General features: G+C 44.5%; 15 protein-coding genes and 1 tRNA gene. 5 read left to right on the top strand and 11 right to left on the bottom strand.

The annotated features are described in order from the left end of the window. Positions 1-12 precede the first annotated feature (12 nt). Genes ACI351_RS02450 through ACI351_RS02435 form a run of 4 tightly spaced genes read right to left on the bottom strand, consistent with a single transcriptional unit; the run spans position 13 to position 3,256 of the window. Complete coding sequence (locus ACI351_RS02450) at positions 13-582, bottom strand: cyclodeaminase/cyclohydrolase family protein (RefSeq protein WP_439733671.1); 570 nt, start codon at positions 580-582, stop codon at positions 13-15. A gap of 10 nt (positions 583-592) precedes the next feature. Then, on the bottom strand, positions 593-1,444 hold the full coding sequence (locus ACI351_RS02445; RefSeq protein ID WP_439733670.1) for an HAD family hydrolase: 852 nt from the start codon (positions 1,442-1,444) through the stop codon (positions 593-595). Beyond that, positions 1,441-2,337 (bottom strand): DMT family transporter, encoded by an 897-nt coding sequence (locus ACI351_RS02440; protein WP_439733669.1) that lies wholly within the window; start codon positions 2,335-2,337, stop codon positions 1,441-1,443. Before ACI351_RS02440 ends, ACI351_RS02445 begins: the two co-directional genes overlap by 4 nt. A 25-nt stretch (positions 2,338-2,362) precedes the next feature. Further along, on the bottom strand, positions 2,363-3,256 hold the full coding sequence (locus ACI351_RS02435; protein WP_439733668.1) for a DMT family transporter: 894 nt from the start codon (positions 3,254-3,256) through the stop codon (positions 2,363-2,365). Positions 3,257-3,694: 438 nt separating this feature from the next. Between ACI351_RS02435 and ACI351_RS02430 the strand changes: the two genes are divergently transcribed. Both ACI351_RS02430 and ACI351_RS02425 read left to right on the top strand, forming a co-directional pair. Further along, entirely contained in the window at positions 3,695-4,417 is a 723-nt protein-coding gene (locus ACI351_RS02430; protein WP_439733667.1) for a Bax inhibitor-1/YccA family protein, read from the top strand. A gap of 97 nt (positions 4,418-4,514) precedes the next feature. Beyond that, positions 4,515-5,714: a phosphoglycerate kinase gene (locus ACI351_RS02425; protein ID WP_439733666.1), complete on the top strand. Its 1,200-nt coding sequence runs from the start codon at positions 4,515-4,517 to the stop codon at positions 5,712-5,714. Between the two features lie 242 nt (positions 5,715-5,956). Here the strand turns inward: ACI351_RS02425 and ACI351_RS02420 are convergent, their stop codons facing one another. Together ACI351_RS02420 and ACI351_RS02415 are read right to left on the bottom strand one after the other, a co-directional pair. Beyond that, entirely contained in the window at positions 5,957-6,505 is a 549-nt protein-coding gene (locus ACI351_RS02420; protein ID WP_439733665.1) for a type IV pilin protein, read from the bottom strand. A 394-nt stretch (positions 6,506-6,899) separates the two neighbouring features. Further along, entirely contained in the window at positions 6,900-7,004 is a 105-nt protein-coding gene (locus ACI351_RS02415) for a helix-turn-helix domain-containing protein (protein WP_439733664.1), read from the bottom strand. A gap of 125 nt (positions 7,005-7,129) precedes the next feature. On the opposite strand from ACI351_RS02415, the gene secG reads away from it, so the two are divergent. Together secG and ACI351_RS02405 are read left to right on the top strand one after the other, a co-directional pair. Then, positions 7,130-7,426, top strand: a complete 297-nt coding sequence (gene secG, locus ACI351_RS02410) for a preprotein translocase subunit SecG (RefSeq protein ID WP_439733663.1) — start codon at positions 7,130-7,132, stop codon at positions 7,424-7,426. Between the two features lie 129 nt (positions 7,427-7,555). Next, positions 7,556-7,637: transfer RNA gene (locus tag ACI351_RS02405), tRNA-Leu, on the top strand. A gap of 308 nt (positions 7,638-7,945) precedes the next feature. Here ACI351_RS02405 and ACI351_RS02400 read toward each other — a convergent pair. Then, positions 7,946-8,824, bottom strand: a complete 879-nt coding sequence (locus ACI351_RS02400; RefSeq protein WP_439733662.1) for a hypothetical protein — start codon at positions 8,822-8,824, stop codon at positions 7,946-7,948. A gap of 153 nt (positions 8,825-8,977) precedes the next feature. Here ACI351_RS02400 and ACI351_RS02395 point away from each other — a divergent pair, with 153 nt between their 5' ends. Next, entirely contained in the window at positions 8,978-9,667 is a 690-nt protein-coding gene (locus ACI351_RS02395; RefSeq protein WP_439733661.1) for a hypothetical protein, read from the top strand. Between the two features lie 67 nt (positions 9,668-9,734). Here the strand turns inward: ACI351_RS02395 and groL are convergent, their stop codons facing one another. The 4 genes from groL to ACI351_RS02375 all read right to left on the bottom strand — a co-directional run bounded on the left by groL (position 9,735) and on the right by ACI351_RS02375 (position 15,018). Further along, positions 9,735-11,372 carry a chaperonin GroEL gene (groL, locus tag ACI351_RS02390; protein ID WP_439733660.1) on the bottom strand — a complete coding sequence of 546 codons (1,638 nt, stop codon included), beginning with the start codon at positions 11,370-11,372 and terminating at the stop codon, positions 9,735-9,737. A gap of 19 nt (positions 11,373-11,391) precedes the next feature. Next, positions 11,392-11,685, bottom strand: coding sequence for a co-chaperone GroES (locus ACI351_RS02385; protein ID WP_439733659.1), 294 nt, complete (start codon positions 11,683-11,685; stop codon positions 11,392-11,394). A gap of 160 nt (positions 11,686-11,845) precedes the next feature. Next, entirely contained in the window at positions 11,846-12,670 is an 825-nt protein-coding gene (locus ACI351_RS02380) for a Stp1/IreP family PP2C-type Ser/Thr phosphatase (protein WP_439733658.1), read from the bottom strand. Next, positions 12,667-15,018 (bottom strand): protein kinase domain-containing protein, encoded by a 2,352-nt coding sequence (locus ACI351_RS02375; RefSeq protein ID WP_439733657.1) that lies wholly within the window; start codon positions 15,016-15,018, stop codon positions 12,667-12,669. The genes ACI351_RS02380 and ACI351_RS02375 overlap by 4 nt, the downstream gene beginning before the upstream one ends. Between the last annotated feature and the right edge of the window lie 47 nt (positions 15,019-15,065).

Here is a 15,065-nt window from a genome sequence, read left to right as displayed (position 1 = left end):
CCCCTTATTTTGCTAACAAGATTTTAAAAACGTATTGATTTGTTTTTCGAGTTCTTCCGTCCGGTCCGGATTTTTCAGATAGGCTTGGTTTGCGCGGATATTTTCCACCGCGCACCGTACACAGGCCTGCAACAAGTATTTGGCGCAAAGCACGTCGGAAAAAATGATAGAGGCCACTTTTTCTTTTACGGCGTCCAACTCTTTAAGCGCACGTACGGCGGCCGTAGCCGCGTCGGCGGGTACGCAGGCGGCTTGCCAAAGCGCGTCCTGCACGGCATTTTCGCGGCCGGCGTTGTCTTTGGGAAGCTTTTGCACGGCAAGAAATGCGTCATAAGCTTCGCCGTCTTTTTTAGTGTAGTTTTTCAGTTCATTTTTTAAGGACGCCAAACGGTTTAAGCTTTGCATCAAAAAGGGTTTGTCCTCTTCCGGCGTAGCTTTGCGTTTAAGTGTAGTGCCTACGGCCATCATCGCCAGTGCGCAGCCCATTGCCCCTGTTTGCGCGGCGGCGGCACCCCCTCCCGGGGTGGGATTAGAAGAGGCCAGCGCTTCGGTAAATTTATCAGCGGCAGTATACCATTCCATGCAGTCCTCCTTACATAATGGTTCCGGATTCCAAATCTTCGTATTTTTTGATACGGAGCATTTTTAAACGGTCTTCGTCAATTCCGGTGCGGCTGAAGAACACGTGTTCTATGGCGCTTGCGGGCATAATATAGCTGCCGCGTTTGACGCCTTTGGGATCGGTTTTGATGCCGAGCCACACGCAGAAAGTAGTAATGTCTTTAAAATCTTTCATCTCCAGTTCTGCGGCGGCGCGCTGGAGCTTTTGCGGTTCACCAAATCCCCCCGTAATGGCTGCGGAATGAAATCCGCAATTTTTCGCGGCCACGATATCACGGTGGGTGTCGCCAATGACATAGACGTTTTCCGGCGTAATTTTGGTTTTAAATTTTTTCTCCGCGCGTTTGACGGCGGCCTGTAACATTTCTTCACGGGTATGTCCGTCCTCCCCGTATCCGCCGACGGTAAAGAATTTGCCGAAACCGCTGGGTTCCAGTTTTAGTTTGGCGCCTTCTTCCAAGTTCCCCGTCCCGAGGCCCAAAATAACGTCTTTTTCTTTGGATAAAAACGTCAGAAATTTTTCCGCTCCGGCGATTTCATCGTACCGTTTGCAGCGCACGGACGCGTGTACTTGCTGCGGCAAAAGCTCCAAGTATTTTGCTTTCATTTTTTTCATTTCGGCAGCGGTAGGTTTTTTGCCTTTTTTAACGAGTGAATAGACGATGGCAAAATTGTCTGTATCCGTGCGGCCGGAGATGAGGGAATGGTCAAATTCTGGTTTTACGCCGTAGAGTTCTTCAATGGTTTTGGTAAGCGCGGTGCGGCCGCAGCCTCCGGCATTGACGAGTGTTCCGTCCAAATCAAATAAAACGAGTTTCTTCATTTTTGTTCTCCTTGTTGTTTGATGATGCCGGTAACCACATACGCCCCGCTGACGGCGAGGAGCATCCCCAGCACTTTATAGATGGAAATCGTATCCTGCCCCAGACAGACGGATAAAATAAATGTCATTACCGGATAGGATAAAATAATGGCCGTGGCTTTGCTTAAATCCATATTGCGTATAGCACGGTACCAGTAGGTGTTTCCCAAAAAATAGTTTACAAACGCGCACAGAACGAGCATACTCCACAGTGTAGCGTTCCTTTCAAACACAAGCGGTCCCTGAAATACGGCCAAATAGGCCACTAGTACCGCCAGTGCCGGTACAGCAAACAGTGCGCGGGCTGCCGATATCAGCTGCGGCTCCAGATGTGCCGGCAGTTTTTTTGCAAAAATGTGGCTGACTTGGAACATCCACAGGCAGCCGATAATCATCAAATCGCCTTTGAGCTGGAGCGACGTTCCCGCCTGCCACAGCAAAAGGCCTACACCCAAGATGATAAGCAGCGAGCCGCCCAGCTGCCGTAAATTCGGCCGTTCTTTTAAGATTAGATAGGACAAGATAAGCGAATAAATAATTTCAAACTGGTTTAAAATCGCGCCGTTGACAGGGGTTGTGTAATTCAGTGCGATCATAAACACCGTCATCGGCAGAGCGGTGCCGAATGTTCCCATCGCCAGACACCGGGGCCAGATGTTTTTTTGCGTTAAGATTTTCCAGTTATTATTTTTAAGTAAATACGGCAAAAAGAAGATTCCGGACACTAAACAGGCACATAATAAAAACAGGGCGGAAGTAACGTACGGCACCGCAGCTTTCCCTATAACTAAATTAGCGGCGGTGGCGAACCAAGCAATCCAAATGGCAATAAGAGGTGAAATATTAAACATCATTTATATTGTACTTCATTATGAGAAATTAATGCCCTTCTTTTTTTACCGTCGCACTGACCCAATAGGCCCCCGCAAATGTAACCGCCAGCCCGATTAACTGGTAAACGGTAGGTGTTTCCAGCCCGAGTACGGCGGAAATCAGTAAGGATAATATGGGGTAAGAAAGATAAATGGCTGTCACTTTGCTTAAATCCAGTGCGCGGATAGCTTTGTACCACACCACCATCGCAAGTCCGTATTTAAAAATTCCTGTATACGCCAGAACGGAAAACATCTGCGCGTTCGGAATCAATGTGAAATTTTCCTTTAACAACCACATTACTCCCAAAATAAGCACCAGCGCAGGCAACGCAAATAAGTTGCGCGCCATACTGATGACCCGATGGTCTAAGTTCTTGGGGAGTTTTTTGGCTACGGTGGACCCCGCCTGCAGCATCCACGTGCTGCCGATAATCAGCAGATCGCCCGTCCAACGCGGCGTATATTGTTCTTTAACGAGAATAATCAATACCCCCGCCACGATAAGTGCACTTCCGGCCAGTTGTGCTTTGCTGGGAAATTCTCTCAAAAATACGGCGGAAAAAAGCAGGGAATAAAACAGTTCGGATTGCTGTAAAATAGCAGCGTTTCCAGCGGTAGTATAATGAAGTGCAATCAGTGAAATCGTAAACGGCAGCGCAGTGCCAAAGGTGCCGATGAACAGAAATCTCCAACGTGTTTCGGGGGCAAGCAATTCCCCCCATTTTTTATTTTTGGTAATCCACGGGGTGAAATAAAGTGCGCCGATAAGCGTACCTAAAAAAACGAGTAATGCGGGGCTGATCACACCGACAGCGTATTTGCCCGCTACGGGCGAAATCCCGACAATAGCCCAGCAAACCCAAGCGGCGGCCAGCGGAGAAAAGAAGATGTTTTTCATATTTTACATTTTATCATTTTAATAAGGAGAAAATGTATATGTTTCTGTCCGTGATGCAGAAGTATTTGAACGTGGAAAGCGTCTTGCATAAATCTCATTCTCTTTTGTGTTTTACCTAGAGTTTTAACAGAGAAGAAGCATAGAATTGTTGGTGCAGATACTTATTATTGATGTTTTGGTTAGTGATATTCCCCCCATTATACAACAAGCAGCGTGATGCATTTTGCCGTCAGCGTTAGATGAGAATAGATAGGATGGGTTGGTAACCGATATAGCAATGTAAACTTTAAGGAACAAAAATTAAAATATCTTCATTGAGGCGGAAAAAGGTGTATGTCCCTTATCGGTAAAGAAATAAAAAACTAATTAAAAAATAATAGGTTTTTTATATTAAAATTTTCTACAATAAAAATATCTTAATATAAGGGAGTTTTAATTATGGCAACCAATCCGATGTTAAATGAAAGTGCATTTGAACGTGCCCGCGAAAACGCGCGTTCCGCCTATGAAGTGATGACCGTACAAGGTACGATAAACAAAACTTTCGCATTGCTGTTTATCTGCGTATTGGGAGGAATGATTTCTTGGACGAATTACCAAAGCTGGGCAGGATTCTTATGGCCGGTAGCTATTGCGGGCTTTGTAACGGCGCTTATTACCTCTTTTAAGCCTCGATTCGCTGTGTTTACCGCGCCTGTTTACGCATTTTTGGAAGGATTATTTTTAGGCACTGTTTCCGCCGCGTACAACGCGCAGTTTCAAGGAATTGTGTTTAATGCTGTAGCGGCCACTGTTTTGGTATTTTTTGTAATGTTGTTTGTATACCGTACGGGGCTTATCAAAATGTCACGTGGATTAAGGGTGGGGATTTTTTCCGCTACTGCTGCAATTGCGCTTTTATACTTGGGTTCTATGATTTTGTCGCTCTTTGGCGTTAGCACCGCGTATTTAACGTCCTCTTCGCCGCTTTCCATCGGAATCAGCGTAGTGATATGCATCGTAGCCGCATTTAATTTCTTGATGGATTTTTATTTCATCGATGAAATGACGGGCCATTATGCCGCACCTAAATATATGGAATGGTATGCGGGATTCGGTTTACTTGTTACCCTGGTGTGGCTGTATCTTGAAATTTTGCGGCTGCTCAGCAAACGCAGATAAACGACGTGCCGGACGCGTCTAAATTTTGTAAAATTTAAGAGGTAAAGAACCCGTATTTTTATGCGGGAAAAAGTTAAAAAAGGAGTCAAGGAAAAGTATGAATTTTGACAGCATCAAAAAAATTCAGGATATGGACCTGAAAGACAAAAAAGTCTTGGTACGCGTGGATTATAACGTACCTTTGAAAGACGGTAAAGTGGACAATAACAAACGTATCGTTGCCACCGAAAAAACCATCAAACACCTGCTTGAGAACAACTGCCGCGTAGTGCTCATCGCCCACTTGGGCCGCCCGAAAGGAAAAGTTTGCCCCGAATTTAGCTTGGCTCCTGTTGCCGCCGAAGTGGAAAAACTGTTTGGCGTGCCGGTGCATTTTGCGTCTGACTGTGTAGGCCCCGAAGCCGATAAAGTAGTAGCCGAAACGAAGAACGGTGAAATTGCTTTATTGGAAAATCTCCGCTTCCACCCCGAAGAAGAAAAGAACGATCCCGAATTTGCCAAACAGCTTGCTAAACACGGCGAAGTGTTCGTGCAGGAAGCTTTTGGTACCGTACACCGCGCCCACGCTTCCACCAGCGCCGTAGCGAACGATTTGCCTGCTTGCGCGGGTTATCTTGTACAGAAAGAAGTGGAATTTTTGGGTAAAGCCCTCGAAAACCCCTCCCGTCCGTTTGCGGCCGTGGTCGGCGGAGCCAAAGTGTCCGATAAAATTATGCTGCTTAACAATTTAATGGACAAAGTAAACGTCCTTGTCATCGGCGGCGGTATGGCTTACACGTTCCTGAAAGTACAGGGCCACGAAATCGGCAAATCCTTGTTTGACGCCGAAAAAGAAAATGAAGCCAAAGCCGTTTTGGCCAAGGCGCAGGAAAAAGGCGTTAAAATCTTGCTGCCTGTGGACCACATTTGCGGTAAAGAATTCGCCGAAACCACCGAACCGGTGCTCGTAGAAAACGTCAATATTCCGGCCGATTTGATGGGCTTAGATATCGGACCCAAAACCATTGAATTGTTCAGAAGCGAACTTTTAAATTGCAAAACCATTTTCTGGAATGGCCCGATGGGCGTATTTGAATTCCCAAACTTTGCCAAAGGCAGCTTTGCGGTTGCCCAAGCGATGATTGATGCTACGAAATCTGGAGCTACAACGATTATCGGCGGCGGAGACAGTGTAAACGTGCTCAAAAAAGGCAAATTCAATCAGAAAGAATTGTCTCACGTTTCCACCGGCGGCGGTGCGAGTATGGAATTTGTGGAAGGCAAAGAGCTCCCCGGACTTGTGGCGTTAGCGAAATAGTCCGGCAAGAAATTTTGTCAATACAAAATAATCTGACACAAACCCGCTCTCTAAAGTTAAGAGGGCGGGTCTATTTTATACCGAAAAGAGCTCCCCGGACTTGTGGCGTTAGCGAAATAGTCCGGCAAGAAATTCTGTCAATACAAAATAATCTGACACAAACCCGCTCTCTAAAGTTAAGAGGGCGGGTATTATACAAAAGCCCCCGATTAATGTCGGGGGCTTTTAATGACCGGTAAAAACTAATCGGCGTAGTAGCAGCTTGAAGTGCCGCAATTTACACCGCAAGTACAAATACTTGCGTTCGAAGCAGCATATTTAGTAAAACCTATCTTGGCACAATCGCTTCCACTGCAAGACCGACGGCCTGTTTTAGCGTTTAACCACAAACGCAGGTAGTAAGGAAGAGCAGACGTACCTTCAGCCCCAAACGCTATTGGGGTAGACGAAGAACAGGCTATAGAACCCCAATAATAAAAATACTTAGAACTTTTAACTTCAACCGCCAACTCCGAAGAAATATCGTCCGAATAGGGAGAATAAGTATTAATAGTCCCCGACCCGCTCGGGTTTTCCAAACAATACGCATTGGCGGCCATATTAAGCGTCTTTAAATTCGCCCACACTTCCGCCGTGCGGCTTTTCAGCACCGCTTTTTGGTATTGCGGCAAGGCAACGCTCGCTAAAATACCGATAATTAATACAACAACCAATAATTCAATTAAGGTAAAACCTTGTTTATTGGATCCTGAAATAAATTCAGGATGACGGCCAAATGTAAAACCTTTCATATTCGTTTCTCCTTTCAAAAAAGTCATCCTGCGATGTTTCTGCACAGATTCTACCGATTTTAAGCGAACAAACCCCAATCGGGAGAACCCTCACAGAAACCTCTGTGGATAACCCTATCGTATCAAAAAAAAAAAACGGGTCAACCCTCTTCTGAATTGGCGCGTTAAAGGAGCAAGTGCAACGATTAGGACAACGGATGAAGAGTGTTAGGACAAAAGACTTTCTGTTTAATAGGTAATGCTAGTGCAAGGTAAATGTTTTAGGGAGTTAATCAGAGCTTGTTTATTGGAGTTAGCACTTCTGTCGGGTAAAGGAGTAATGAGCAGATATCGGCTCTTACGTTATACACAAGTTTGCAAGGCTTGCTTGTTGCCCTTGGAAGATATGATTAAATCACTTTCCCATTGGCCGTGTAATCTGCCTGATGTTATATCCCTGACCCAACATACGTTCTATGGTATATCGGTCTTGTTCTTTGAGTTGCTTGTATTTGGACATAGGTCTGCTTATTACACCTTTTGTCCTGTTGCTCTTGCAACTTTAATTCGCAGGCAAATAAACATGGCGACAGGCATTAAAAAAAATGCTATAATAACGGTGTTATTTCTACAGGAGAATTTTAAATGTATACTCTAATTTTGATATTGCATTTTATCGTTTGCATTCTGCTGATTTTGCTCGTACTGCTGCAAAGCGGTAAAGGTTCTGCAGCGGGTATTTTCGGCGCTTCCGGTGCGGATAATTTGTTTGCCAGCCCCACCGCTTTTAACGCGATCAATAAATTTACGGCTATTTTGGCATTGGTCCTTATGTGTACGTCTATCATTTTGACGATTGCTTCCAATAAAAAATCGTCTGCTTCCGTGTTGGACAATGTAAAAATTCCAGCATCGTCCGCGCCCGCTCAAGCCGGCAAATAATTTTTCTCCCCGCAATTTAAGCGGGGAGTGTTTTGTTTGAAAAAGCTTGCGGATACGTTTGTTTTTTGCTAGAATATAACAGTAATAGCGAATGGTTCTTTGCAATCCCTCGAAGTAAGAAAAATTTTCGCGCAGGTGGCGGAATTGGTATACGCGTGCGTTTGAGGGGCGCATGCCGCAAGGCTTGAGGGTTCGAGTCCCTCTCTGCGCAATCTATTTAAAACCGGACGAAAGTCCGGTTTTTTGTTATGCCTAAGAGCAGATAAACTGCTTTACCCATATAGGGATGAGACATCTGTTTGATGTTTATAATGTATGTCTGCTGCGGATGAAACCAAAACGCGAGGCGGGTGCGGCGGCACACTCCCAAATCCGCGACCGCCAATGGCCACGGTCAAAAGCTGTAACCCCCCTATAATAATATGAAATTCCCCTGCGTAAGCAGGGAAATTGATGAAAACTAGCATTAAAAAAACCGGCCGCTTAATTGAGCGGCCGGCCTTCAAACGGTTTTTTTCTTTATTTAGAAAAGAACGGTATTTTCGTGTTGTTGAAGAATAAACGTTGTTTGATTTTATTCCAATCATTTGGACGGTTTTTTTGGACAGTTGTTTTAATAAATTCCAAGTCATTTCTGTTTAAAGAAAACCACTCCTTTGAGGTCTTTCCGTCAAATGTATTAAAAATATCATTCGCCGTCATCTGTAATGCGTACTCAATCTCTCCATTATTGTAAGCGGCTAAAAATTCGTTTTCTTCCGGTGAAATAAGAAACAACGGGTCCGTTGCTGTACCGGAGAGATCGGTCCAACTTTCATCCAGCTGAAAGAAATTCCCTTTAATGGAGCCGGTTTTTAAGGTTCTGGTTTTGACGGAATCTGTACCAAAGCGGGCCGTATTAATTTTAACCGTGTGATTAGAGCTAAGCTTAAATAATTGGTTGGGAGAAGAGGTCGCCAACACATTTACAAAAGGCGATTTATATTTATCTTCGTCAGTCCAAATCAACATTACGTTACTGTTGTTTGTATAATTGATCTTATTTTTAACTACACGACCGTAACGTGTTATAAATTCGTGGTCCCCAAGCTCGCGGATATCGCCCGAGCTATAGCGCATACACGTACCGGACAAAATCAGCCAATGGGAGTCCAACGCATAAGCTTTACAAGCAATATCGGCTCGGTAGGGGCCGTTGTTCTGATCGTATCTTTCATCGTAAAACGATTCGGAAATTTCAAAATCGACCCGTAAATTTTTTTCAATAGCACCTTTATTCTGCGTGGTAGCTACTTTTACTTCTGCCTCTACTTTCTGTTGTAATGTGCTATTGGATGTTGCCAATAACGGGCACACTGTTAACAATAAGATTCCGGCACATACGAAAGTTTTTTTCATATTTTCTCCTTAGTATCCTTTATTATTATTATAAACAATTAGCAGTAAATTTTCTATAGGTCAAAAGACCTGAATTTTTTGTGGGTCAAAAGACCTATGGATTTTTTATCAATAATTTCTATGTCTAATGATTATAATGACAAGGAAAAGTGTATGAAAAAGGTTTTAGTATTGCTGTTGGCGTTCTCGTTATTTTCCGTCGCAGTAATGGCGCAGTCTTTAACAGAAAGACAACTAAATAAAATAAATGCTAAGGAAGCCTTTCGTTTTCCCCAACCTTGTGATATTGAACAAAAAGTAATTGATACCGCAAAAAAAGTATACGAAAAAAATCGGCAGGATTTTGCCTCTGTCTATAATTATGCCGTGGTTTTGTCTGTCGGGGAGTGCGACGACGGCGGAGTGTGGATTTTTCAATCCGCACAAGCTAAACTGTTATTTTCGGAAGCGTTAAAATTAAAGCTGACTTCCCCGTCCTGCTTTGCGGGATTGGCCTATTTGACGATGTACGAATCCGGTCTTGCCGCCGCGCTGTATGACAGCAGTATTGGAAGAGATAATTCTATCTTTACCAACGCAGTAAAAAAAGAGCAAGCGCGCGCTAAAGAAGCGGTGCAGTATATGGATAAAGCGCTGAAATATAAATATGTCGGCGATTATTTAAAGCAATGCAGGAAGAACAGACACTTATTAAACAAGAGTTGGATAAATTGGAACAGGCTAATATCCAAACCCAAGTGCGTAAAGGCCTTTCTAAAAAATAGCGTAAATAGTTTTAGCGTCAATCCCCGCTTGGAGAAATCAGCGGGGATTTTTGTTGTCAGCGGAAAACCACCGGCCTAGCTGGTGGTTTTCCGCAAATAAAAACCCCGCCTCTTGCGAAGCGGGGTTTTTCCTTGCGGACAGCAAATTACATCATTCCGCCCATACCGCCCATTCCGGGCATAGCCGGACCGTGTGAGTGTCCTTCTTTTTCCGGAGCGTCCGCCACCAAGGTTTCGGTGAGCAGAACGGTTCCGGTAATAGAGGCCGCATTTTCCAAAGCGGTGCGGACTACTTTGGCGGGATCTACCACGCCTGCTTTCAAGAGGTCGCAGTAAGTATTGGTATCGGCATCGTAACCATCAGCCGCGCCTTTCATTTTAAGCACATTGTCGACTACTACCGCACCGTCGAGGCCGGCGTTGACGGCAATTTGTTTCAACGGAGCCGTCAGGGCTTTTTTCACAATGTTGATACCGGTGCGGATATCTTCATCGTCGGATTTTAACGCGTCCAAGGCCTTTTGGCTGCGGGCCAAAGCTACGCCGCCGCCGGGGACAAGTCCTTCTTCCACGCCCGCTTTGGTGGCGTTTTTAGCGTCTTCCACTTTGGCTTTTTTGGCTTTAAGTTCAGTTTCCGTGGCCGCACCGACGCTGATGACGGCTACTCCGCCGGAAAGCTTGGCCAAACGTTCTTGGAGTTTTTCTTTATCATATTCGCTCTTGGAATTTTCAATCTGCTTGCGAATTTGTTCGGCGCGCGCAGCGATGGCTTCTTTGCTGCCTTTGCCGCTGACGATGGTAGTATTTTCTTTATCAATTACTACGCGGGCACACTGGCCGAGCATAGCGAGTTCAGCTTTGTCGAGCTTAATGCCGCGTTCTTCGGACAGTACCTCTCCGCCTGTCAAAATAGCGATGTCTTCCAGCATTTCTTTGCGTCTGTCGCCAAACCCGGGGGCTTTTACGGCGCAGCCTTTCAAAGTGCCGCGCAGTTTGTTTACTACGAGCGTAGCCAATGCTTCGCCGTCTACGTCTTCGGCGATGATGAGAAACTGTTTACCGCTCTGTACAATTTTTTCCAAAACCGGTAAGAGTTCATTCATCGAAGAAATCTTTTTGTCCGTGATAATAATGTACGGGTTTTCAAGCACGCATTCCATTCTTTCGGAATCGGTCACAAAATAAGGAGAGATGTAGCCGCGGTCAAACTGCATACCTTCCACAATGTCAAGCTGCGTATCGGCGGTTTTACCTTCTTCTACAGTGATTACGCCTTCTGCGCCTACTTTTTCAATGGCTTCAGCAATCATATTGCCGATTTCGCGGTCGTTGGAAGAAATGGTGGCGATTTGCGCTTTTTCTTCTTTGGTTTTAACGGGTTTCTGCATTTTAGCCAAAGATTCTTTAGTGGCTTCTACGGCCATTTCTATCCCTTTTTTTACCAAAGTCGGATTGGCTCCGGCGGTAATGTTTTTGATGCCTTCACTCAGCATTGCATTAGCAAGTACGGTGGCAGTAGTGGTACCGTCGCCGGCGACATCGTTGGTTTTGGAAGCCACTTCGCGGATGAGCTGCGCGCCCATATTTTCAAATTTATCTTCCAACTCAATATCTTTGGCAATTGTCACGCCGTCATCAATGATAAGCGGAGAACCAAATTTTTTTTCCAGCACTACACTTCTGCCCTTTGGCCCTAAAGTGACTTTTACGGCATTGGCCACTTTTTCGATGCCCATTTTCATTTTGGCGCGGGCTTCATCGCCATAAATAATTTGTTTAGCCATAGTTTTGTTTTCCCCCTAATTAGCCTAAAATACCCAAGATTTCGTCTTGGTGAATAATTAAATATGTTTCTCCGTCCATCTTTACTTCAGTGCCGGAGTATTTGCCGTACAGCACACGGTCACCTTTCTTAATGTCCATCGCGGTACGTTCACCTTTATCGGTCATTTTTCCCGGACCGGTAGCTAATACTTCGCCTTCCATCGGTTTTTCTTTAGCGGTGTCAGGAATGATGATCCCCCCTTTCATCGTTTCTCTTTCGATGGGTTTGACCAGTACGCGGTCGCCCAACGGTTTGAAGTTTACTTCTGCCATAATTTCATTCACTCCTTTACTTTAAGTTAAAAGCATTTTTTCCGGCGGGGTGTTAGCACTCCCGCAGGCTTAATGCTAATTTAGCATATATGTAACATAATTGTCAACCCTTTTATTAGAGTGCTAATAAAGAGATTGTTTTTTGAAGATATTTTGTAGGTTAACCGTAATGGAAAAAACGTTTTAAACGCTGTTTAAACGTAATGGTTTTAGGCGGCAAGATTTTAATCAATACGGCGGATATGTTGTCCTGCCCGTCCTTATCATTAGATTCGCGCACTAGATTGCGGCATAACTTAACGATTGTCATATCTTTGCCCGTATGTAAGATTCGGGCCATATCGCTTTCTTTGAGTCCTTTATAAAGGCCGTCCGAACACAGCAGCAAAATATCCCCCTCTTTAATGGGGAATTTTAAGAGATCAAATTCAATATTCTTTTTAATACCCATTGCACGCGTAAGTACGTTTTGGATTTTGGAATGATCCGCTTCCGCCCGTGTTAAAAGTCCGCGTCGTACGTGTTCCATAGCCAACGAATGGTCAGTAGTAATTTGCACGATTTTATCTTCCCTAAACAGATACAGGCGGGAATCTCCTACGTGAACAGCGGTCGCAAAGTTTTTATCAAACATAACGCCGGTGAGCGTGGTACCCATCATTTTATAAATTTCGGAAGATTGGGCGGTGGAATAAATAGCGGCGTTGGCAAGATTAGCCGCCATTAAAATTTTGCGTTCTGTATCGTCCAGTTTAGGCAGGAATGTTTGGGGAATTTTTAATTGTCCATTATTTACTTTGCGCACCGTTTCGGCTAGCACAGAGACGGCGATATTGCTGGCGATTTCTCCCGCGCTGTGCCCACCCATCCCATCGGCAACGACACCTAACCCTAAGTCAGAGGAAATTAGAACATTATCTTCATTTTTCTCGCGAATTTTGCCGATATCGGTTACAGCGGCAAATTCAATATCGAAGCTGCTCATAATTCATCTCCAAAAAATATCGTTCCTGCGCAACCCAGTGCGCCAAACGCATATAAAAGTAGCAACAGAAAGGAATAAGCGTTATTATTCTGTGCGTTTTTATTAAAATTGGCAATGGGATAGCTAAGAGCATAGTCCCATACGGCCCGTATCATATTGCTTCTTCCACCTTGATAATAACGGCGCAACAAATCGAAATACAACGATTTATTTTCCGATGTAATAAAGTCGGGGGCGATATGGTGAGTCTGTTCTTCAAAAAACGCATTTAATTCTGCGGCATTTTTGTTAGTCAGTTCGGTGGTGCGATCAAAATGGACAAAGAATTTTTTGCCCGTTTTAATGCCCAATGCTTTTTCCACACGCGCATTAGAGGCGGCGGGATCGGAAGCTTTTACATCTATACGGTTAATAAAAATGTCTACTGTTCCGTTAATTTCGCTGGCCAGACCGGAAATCATATACGTCCATACACCAAATACCCCCAAAAGCGTTAACAGACACGGGGCCAAGATGGAATATTTCGACTGGCGCGACGTCAAATAATATACGGCCATCAAACTAAACAGTATCGATAGATATAACATCAGTTTGATGAGCATATTCGTCATATTGGGCTCAACGGTTAAATGAGAAGCCAAATAGGCCATCACCATACAGAACATAACGAGCGAGGAACCTAAAATACCTTGTGCAAAGGAACGGTTAATCGTCCAACACAAAGAAATTGCCCACGCCAATCCGAACACTAAGAAACATAAATAGTATTCCGGTGTGAAAATGAATTCCCCCACGTTGGAGATGTCCATAAAGGGAATATTAGGTGTGAATAGGCCCGCCAAATAAGCGACAACAGCCATTGCCAAAAGTATAGTGGTGGAACGGGAGAACGCTTTAATAGTGGAGAGTGCGAAAATCAATGCCACCGCTGCGACTGCAAGCACTGTCAGCAGCATTTGGTTGGGCTCATATTGGGGCGCAATAAATGGTGCAATTAAATTGTGCATAAGACCGGCGTTCTCGGATAAGTGTACGGAGGCAACTTTTCCCAAAGCGTGGAATAAATATGTAATTCCTCCGGCAAACGCTAAGAACAACGGTACAAAAATAAGCAGTCGTAAAATTGTTTTAACGTTTTTAGATATTTCTGTAGCCGTTTTTGTGATGGTACCACGTCTAATCAATGGCTTTTTATTTGGCATATAGACGTTAACAGGTTTAACGTTTTCTGCACTGGGTAGTTGAACAGACGGCGTTTTTGTCGATTGCATAGGTGCCGGCGCGGAATCCGCTTCAAGATTTTTTCCCAATGCGTCAAGCTGCGGCATTTGTGACATCTTCGGAAGCTGGGAAGATGAAGCTGTTACGGGGTTAGCAAAATCTTCACGTTCTGTCACACGATGGCGTTTGATGGATTCGGTGGTTAGTCTGTCGTCTTTGACGATTTTAAGGGAAGATTCCATTCCCAGGTCGATGGCGCGGCCTGAATTGCCGAGATTAATGCGCAGCAAATCTTCCGCACGCATTTTCTTAAAATGATCATAGGTTTCTTTGGCAGTCTGAAAGCGGTGATCTGGATTTTTGCTCATCAATTTTTGAATAGCCAAAGACAGCCATCCTGGAATATCCTGGCGTAGTTTAGCCGGATCCGGCACAGGATCATTGATATGTTTTTGGATAATGTCCATCGTATTTTTGCCGTTATAAGGGAAATGTCCCGTGACTACGTAGTACAAACTAGCTCCGATGGAATATAAGTCGGCTCGGGTATCTAGGTCTCTTCCCAGTGCCTGTTCGGGCGCGATAAAATAAGCGGTCCCTGCGAGTTCAGTCGTTTTGGTAGATCCTTTTTCTTTATCTACCTTTTTGGCGATACCGAAATCCAGCAGTTTGGCTTGTCCTTGCGGGGTAATGATGATATTGGAAGGTTTGATGTCACGGTGGATAATGCCCTTTTCGTGCGCTGCATTCAGGCCCAGCAGCACTCCTTCAAACAAATCTAAGACAAGGCCGATGGGCAGCACTTTGTTTTTCTTGAGCATCATAGACAATGTCTGCCCTTCAATATAAGACATTACAATGAAGTAGTATCCTTTTTCTTTGCCCACGTTATATACGTTAACGATATTGGGGTGGTCCAATTCTGCGATAGCGCGGGCTTCAGTCAAAAACAGTTCCACGGCTTTTTTATCGTTCGCCAGAGAGGGACTTAAAATTTTGACGCATACAATGCGGTTAAGGGCTTTATGCCGCGCCTTATAGACGGCTCCCATACCGCCTTCGGCTACTTTATTTAAAATCTCACAACCGGAAATATCGGTTCCTACCAGAGAAGAAATATCGCTCATACGCGTCCTTGAAAGAATAATATAAAAATCTTTCTAACATTATACAA

This window comes from Candidatus Avelusimicrobium sp. (assembly GCF_051874775.1).
Taxonomy (GTDB): domain Bacteria; phylum Elusimicrobiota; class Elusimicrobia; order Elusimicrobiales; family Elusimicrobiaceae; genus Avelusimicrobium.
The sequence above is the reverse complement of the archived record's forward strand: the minus strand, read 5'-3'. Positions and strand labels throughout refer to the sequence as shown.

What these genes read in the sequence shown, in the direction of transcription:
- ACI351_RS02450 (WP_439733671.1), bottom strand. Translation starts at nt 582, where the DNA reads ATGGAATGGTATACTGCCGCTGATAAATTTACCGAAGCGCTGGCCTCT.
- ACI351_RS02445 (WP_439733670.1), bottom strand. Translation starts at nt 1,444, where the DNA reads ATGAAGAAACTCGTTTTATTTGATTTGGACGGAACACTCGTCAATGCC.
- ACI351_RS02440 (WP_439733669.1), bottom strand. Translation starts at nt 2,337, where the DNA reads ATGATGTTTAATATTTCACCTCTTATTGCCATTTGGATTGCTTGGTTC.
- ACI351_RS02435 (WP_439733668.1), bottom strand. Translation starts at nt 3,256, where the DNA reads ATGAAAAACATCTTCTTTTCTCCGCTGGCCGCCGCTTGGGTTTGCTGG.
- ACI351_RS02430 (WP_439733667.1), top strand. Translation starts at nt 3,695, where the DNA reads ATGGCAACCAATCCGATGTTAAATGAAAGTGCATTTGAACGTGCCCGC.
- ACI351_RS02425 (WP_439733666.1), top strand. Translation starts at nt 4,515, where the DNA reads ATGAATTTTGACAGCATCAAAAAAATTCAGGATATGGACCTGAAAGAC.
- ACI351_RS02420 (WP_439733665.1), bottom strand. Translation starts at nt 6,505, where the DNA reads ATGAAAGGTTTTACATTTGGCCGTCATCCTGAATTTATTTCAGGATCC.
- ACI351_RS02415 (WP_439733664.1), bottom strand. Translation starts at nt 7,004, where the DNA reads ATGTCCAAATACAAGCAACTCAAAGAACAAGACCGATATACCATAGAA.
- secG (WP_439733663.1), top strand. Translation starts at nt 7,130, where the DNA reads ATGTATACTCTAATTTTGATATTGCATTTTATCGTTTGCATTCTGCTG.
- ACI351_RS02400 (WP_439733662.1), bottom strand. Translation starts at nt 8,824, where the DNA reads ATGAAAAAAACTTTCGTATGTGCCGGAATCTTATTGTTAACAGTGTGC.
- ACI351_RS02395 (WP_439733661.1), top strand. Translation starts at nt 8,978, where the DNA reads ATGAAAAAGGTTTTAGTATTGCTGTTGGCGTTCTCGTTATTTTCCGTC.
- groL (WP_439733660.1), bottom strand. Translation starts at nt 11,372, where the DNA reads ATGGCTAAACAAATTATTTATGGCGATGAAGCCCGCGCCAAAATGAAA.
- ACI351_RS02385 (WP_439733659.1), bottom strand. Translation starts at nt 11,685, where the DNA reads ATGGCAGAAGTAAACTTCAAACCGTTGGGCGACCGCGTACTGGTCAAA.
- ACI351_RS02380 (WP_439733658.1), bottom strand. Translation starts at nt 12,670, where the DNA reads ATGAGCAGCTTCGATATTGAATTTGCCGCTGTAACCGATATCGGCAAA.
- ACI351_RS02375 (WP_439733657.1), bottom strand. Translation starts at nt 15,018, where the DNA reads ATGAGCGATATTTCTTCTCTGGTAGGAACCGATATTTCCGGTTGTGAG.